4 protein-coding genes and 1 pseudogene are annotated in these 4983 nt (G+C 68.8%); 1 reads left to right on the forward strand and 4 read right to left on the reverse strand.

Features of this window, described 5'->3' with window-relative positions:
* Positions 1-141: pseudogene (locus ACH4DZ_RS44900) on the forward strand (IS5/IS1182 family transposase); the annotation flags it as partial.
* Positions 142-783: 642 nt separating this feature from the next.
* Here the strand turns inward: ACH4DZ_RS44900 and ACH4DZ_RS44905 are convergent.
* The 4 genes from ACH4DZ_RS44905 to ACH4DZ_RS44920 all read right to left on the reverse strand — a co-directional run bounded on the left by ACH4DZ_RS44905 (position 784) and on the right by ACH4DZ_RS44920 (position 4351).
* Positions 784-1668: a hypothetical protein gene (locus tag ACH4DZ_RS44905; protein WP_398295592.1), complete on the reverse strand. Its 885-nt coding sequence runs from the start codon at positions 1666-1668 to the stop codon at positions 784-786.
* Positions 1669-1770: 102 nt separating this feature from the next.
* A complete protein-coding gene (locus ACH4DZ_RS44910) occupies positions 1771-2163 on the reverse strand; it encodes a hypothetical protein (protein WP_398295594.1) in 393 nt (130 codons plus the stop codon).
* A gap of 296 nt (positions 2164-2459) precedes the next feature.
* The gene (locus tag ACH4DZ_RS44915) at positions 2460-3527 is read right to left on the reverse strand and encodes an NlpC/P60 family protein (RefSeq protein WP_398295595.1); all 1068 of its coding nucleotides are present in this window, start codon (positions 3525-3527) and stop codon (positions 2460-2462) included.
* A 608-nt stretch (positions 3528-4135) separates the two neighbouring features.
* Entirely contained in the window at positions 4136-4351 is a 216-nt protein-coding gene (locus ACH4DZ_RS44920; protein WP_398295596.1) for a hypothetical protein, read from the reverse strand.
* Positions 4352-4983 lie beyond the last annotated feature (632 nt).

The raw sequence follows: 4983 nt of genomic DNA on the forward strand, positions 1-4983 counted from the left end.
GCCTACCGCCGCCACAACATCGTCGAACGCTGCTTCAACAAGCTCAAGCACAACAAAGCCCTCGCCACCCGCTACGACAAACGCGCCCACCAATACCAAACCCTGGTCACCATCGCCTCCCTACGACTCCGGCTCCCCTGACATTACGGACACGACCGGGGACGTGATGTGAGACCAGTCCGGTGTCGCTAGTGCCACAACGGGCGGACGTCGGCAACGAGTTCGACGATCGCTTCGGGCGTCAGCCCCGTGATCCACTGGCTTCGCACTCGACATGCCGACGCCAACCACGCACGAGCTCGTTGGTACACCTCGTCACGTCCACCGGACAGTGTTCTGCTGGCCGCCGGAAGTGTCGGCGGGCCCTTCTTTGCTGAGGCCGGCCCGGGCGAGGGCCGCGTTGTCCTTCCACTCCCTCCGTGCTCTCCGGGACGAGATCGACCTGGTCGGTGCGCAGCCACTGCGCGAATCCTTCTGGAGCGCATGCATGTTCACCGCGTCAGGCTGGGTTCGAGAACGGCCGATGGAACAGCGCCGGTGCCGGGAGCGGTGGGATGGAGGATCTCCGGAGGCGCGCTGCCGGTGAACTGGGTGTGGGGTGCCTCGGTAGGGGTGGCCTGGTCGAGCGACGTTCCCGGTCCCGGGCTGGAACGTCCCTTGGCCGTGGCGCTTTGTGCCCCGGACGGCTTGGATCGCTCGGATCGGTTGGATCAGCCGGCGCAGAAGGGGCGGACCGGTTTCCGGGCGCCCACGGCAGCACTACGGGATTCATCGGCGATCGGTTCACGGCTGTAGGGGAGGCGCCGCGGTGCTCGGTGCGTGCCGGGTCAGTAACGCTCGCTGGGACGTATGTACCGAGGCTGGAGGCGGCGCGGGCGTCGAGTCATGCACTGGGCCGGTCGCCGTCCCACCGGGTCTGTGCGCCGTGTGGCGCAACCACTCCAACCATGACAGGTGTTCGATGACCGCAGCCAGTGCCGCGCCGTCCTGGCCTGGCATCTGGTTACGCAGGCGGACCAGGCCGAGTCCGGCGGACAACGCTGTTTCCAGATCGGTGATGCGCGGCCACAGACTCTCCGCGTGCTGTGCGGCTGCTTCGGCCAGGCCGGACTCGTTCTTGTAGTGCCACCGCTCGGCGACGTCCCGGAACAGCCGTACTCCCCCCTCCGGATCGCCGGCCAGGGCGGTGGCGCGGGCCCGGATCTCCCGGATCCGCAGTGCGTCGGGGTGGGAGACCCCCAGTGAATCAGCCGCCAGTTCATCGAGTTCGGTGGCGAGTTCAACAGCCATTTCGACGCGCCCCGCATCAAGGTGGCCCGTCACGAGGATGAGCGTATCCGCGAAATCGTGGGACTGGCCGTGAGACTGGGATCTGGGCTGCGTCAGGGACTGGGGTCGGTGACGAGTGGGCGGAGCTGGAGCCGGCGCGGCGGTGTCACGCCGTTCCGGTGCCCGCGTACCCTGCTCACCGACGAATTCGCCCACCGCGCCGTTTGGGGCCACGGCCAGTTGCCACACCGTACCGTCCGTCTCGACGGCTTCGGCCCGCACCGGTCGGCCGAGCCGCGAAGCGACCGCCGTCACCGCGTCGATGGCCGCTGACCGGTGCGGGTGTGTGGTGGACGGCATCATCGGACCGCCGACGTCGACGTGTCCGCTGTCGCGCATGGCGAGTGTGAAGACGGGCCAGGCCGGTACATCTGCCGGTTCGTAGGTCGGGTTCACCATGTTTCCTTCGGACTGTGTGGTGGCGGTGTCCGGACAGCACGGCTACTGCACGATCACGCGGGTGACCTGCCAACTCCTACCGGGGCCCGTGCGAGTCAGCTGTACATAGGCGGCGAAGCCGGTGGGTTCGCCCTTCCAGTGGTCACGTCCGTACGGAGTGTCCGTGACAGCCCACTGGCGCCATGCCTCGGTGGCTGTGTCAGCCGGTCTGGCGCCGTCGTCGGCCGCCTTCAGCGCGACGGTGGTGTAGGCCCTGTGACTGGTCCATTCCCGCCACTGGGCGTCGCCCACGGCGGCGGCCCGGCCGGAACGCAGCTGTGCCGCGTACTTGGGCGTCAGCCAGTGTCCGTCCGCTGTGCGGCGGCCAGCAGCGGACGGACCGTCGTCGACGGCCGTGTCGTAGGTCCACATGATCTTCAACGCCGCTCTGCCCACGGCGTCGGCCTTCGTCCGGTCGACCTCACCTGGCGCCGGTACCGAGCCGTGACGAGGGGCGTCGGGGGAGCGAGCGGGAGGCGACCGCCTGTCCTGCGGCGGTGTCCCTTGCGGCGGTGCTCCCCCGGGGACCGCCGGAGTGGGATACGGCCCTACGCCAGTGGCGCCGGGTACCGAGAACTTCGTGGTGGACGACGTACGAGAGTGAGGCTCCTCGCCGGCCGCAAGGCCGCAGCCGGCCGCAAGCAGGAGTGCCGCGTTCGAAGCGACGGAGACGGGCCACCTCCTGAAGCGGGTCATCCGAACCTCTCTATTCGCTGGGGCTTGTTGGCGTAGTACGGGTCGTCGAGGTCGCTGATCTTCACCACGTCTCCGGTTTTCGGCGCGTGGATGAACTGTCTGCGGCCCATGTAGATGCCGATGTGGTCGTAACTGCCGTTCAGCGCGAACCCGATGACGTCGCCGGGGCGGATGTCGCCGGGTTGCACCGCAGTGCCCGCGGTGACCGGGACCTGGGACACGCGGGGTATGAGGGTGCGGCCGTCGCTGGCCTGATAGACGGCGTACTGGACCAGGCTGGAGCAGTCGAAGCCCACCGTGCCGGCACCTTGGGCGAATCCGCGTCCCGGTCCCTTGGGACCACCCCCGCCCCAGGAATACGGTGTGCCGAGCCATGCTCGTGCCGCGGCCACCACACGGTCACCGAACGCGCTCGTGTCCTCGGCGAAGGAAAAATCTGCCTGATCACGGGCGCCGGTGTAGCGGGCCATGGCGGTGATGACGCGGACAACGTACGCCTGTGTCTCGGGGTATGGGGGCACGCCGCCGAAGTCCTGGACGGCAGCCGGCCCCGCGTTGTAGGCCGCGAGCACGAGCCGGGTGACCTTGTCGCCCTTGGCCATGCCCTTGACCTTGTCGGCCAGCCAGCAGTCGTAGCGGGCCTGGGTCATGATGGCGTCGCCCGGGGTGAAGGGGTCGGCCACGCCGTCAGGCCGGGTGCTGCCGTTCTTGCCTGCGGCGTCGACACCCCAGGTGGCCCATGTGCCGGGAATGAACTGGCTCAGGCCCTGCGCGTGGGCAGGACTCACCGCGTCGGGATCCCAGCCTGACTCGACCTCGATCTGGGCGGCCACAAGCGGGGCGCTGACCTGTGGGCACAGTTGGCCGGCGCGTTGGATCCAGGGTGCGAAGTCAACCGGTACGCGCCCTGTGTCGAGTGTGACGGTGAAGCCCACGGATCTGTCTCGCTGGTCATGGCCGAGGGCACCGACCACGGACAGGCCGATCAGTGAACCGGCGAGTCCGACGACGGCGCAGCTCGTCACCAGAGCCAGCGAACGTGCCTGCGCGGCCTGAACGACCACGTGCAACTCCTTTGCGAGTTCGCGAGAGGGGACTTCCGACGACGCCCATGCGTCAGGACAGCCCAAATATCCTTTTAGTACTGCTTGTTATGGGAGTTGCTACGGAAACTGAAGGAGGGACCATGGTGTCGAATGCGTCGGCTCTCAATCCCTGGTTGCCTCTCCCGCACCCCGCCAGTGGCACCAACGGGAAACCGACCCAATCGGTTCAGGGGCCTCGGTACGGCTGGCCGGGTCAACTGCACCCCAAGGAGCAGGAGTTCCACCGCCCGAACGAGGGCTGCCGGTAGCCCGTCCGAGCCTGGACACCGTGCAGGGGGGGTGGTGGTGACTCGGCACACACGGCGGCGCGGGAGTCACCACGCTGGAGCAGGCCGTACCCGGAGGCAGGGACGCGGGCCGCGCCTGGCCGGCCGGGACGCGGCCACAGCCTGTCGTCCTGGTGGCGCGTTCCAGCGCCAGTGGCCTCGGGGCGGCGCAGCACGCGGCACAGCAGTGGGCTTCCGGCCTGGTTCCAGGCGTCGACCTGCTCGGTCTCGTCGTCATCCCTGACGCCCCGGGCCGTCGCCCCCGCGCTCTCCAGGACCAAAGCAGGGGAACACGATGGCTCACAGGAACAGGAACAGGACCAGGATCAGGATCAGGATCAGGATCAGGATCAGGATCAGGACCAAGGAACGGCAGCCGGCGCGCCCCGCACCGCGGGGCTGGCCCGGTCCGGGCGGAGGCATGGTCGGATACGTCGAGCCCGCCCCGGAGTGGCGCGGCACCACGGTCCAGGTGTGCGGCCTGTGGCCCTTCGGAGCGGGCGCCGGCACTCCCATGGTGGGCGTGCCCCCCCGGCCGTGACCTCGACTCGGGAGCCACAGTGTGCTGCGACCCGGTGTCCTGGTTCACCCGTACCGGGCTGCTCGCCAATCCGTCGATGTTCGTCCTGGGCCGCCCCGGCCTCGGAGGTCGACCATCGTACGCCGTATGGCCCTCGGCCTGTCCGCGTACGGCGTCCAACCGCTGATCTTCAGGGACCTCCCGATTACACGGACCTGATCCGGGCCATCGGCGGCCAGGTCATCACCCTGGGCAGGGGCCGCGGCAATCTCAACGTCCTGGACGCGGGCGAGTCCGTGCGGGCCGCGGCCCGGCTCACCGGAAGCGCGCGCCGGCGTCTTCTGGCCGACATCCACGGCCGTCGGCTGCACATGGTCTCCGCCCTGATCACGATCCTGCGATCGGCACCGCCCCCGACCGCGAGGAGACGAACCTGTCCGCCGCGCTCAACGTCCTCGATGACCGTAACGGTGGCGGGTGTGTTCCGGTGCTGGGTGGCTTGGTGAAGGTCATCAAGGACGTTCCGGAGGCGGTCCGTTCGGTGGCGCTCGACCGCGGTGATCTGAACCGCTACCGGGACATCACCGAGAAGCTGGAGGCATCCTTGACCGCGCTGCTCGGCGACGGC

It is taken from the genome of Streptomyces sp. NPDC017991 (genome assembly GCF_044328075.1).
Lineage (GTDB): Bacteria > Actinomycetota > Actinomycetes > Streptomycetales > Streptomycetaceae > Streptomyces.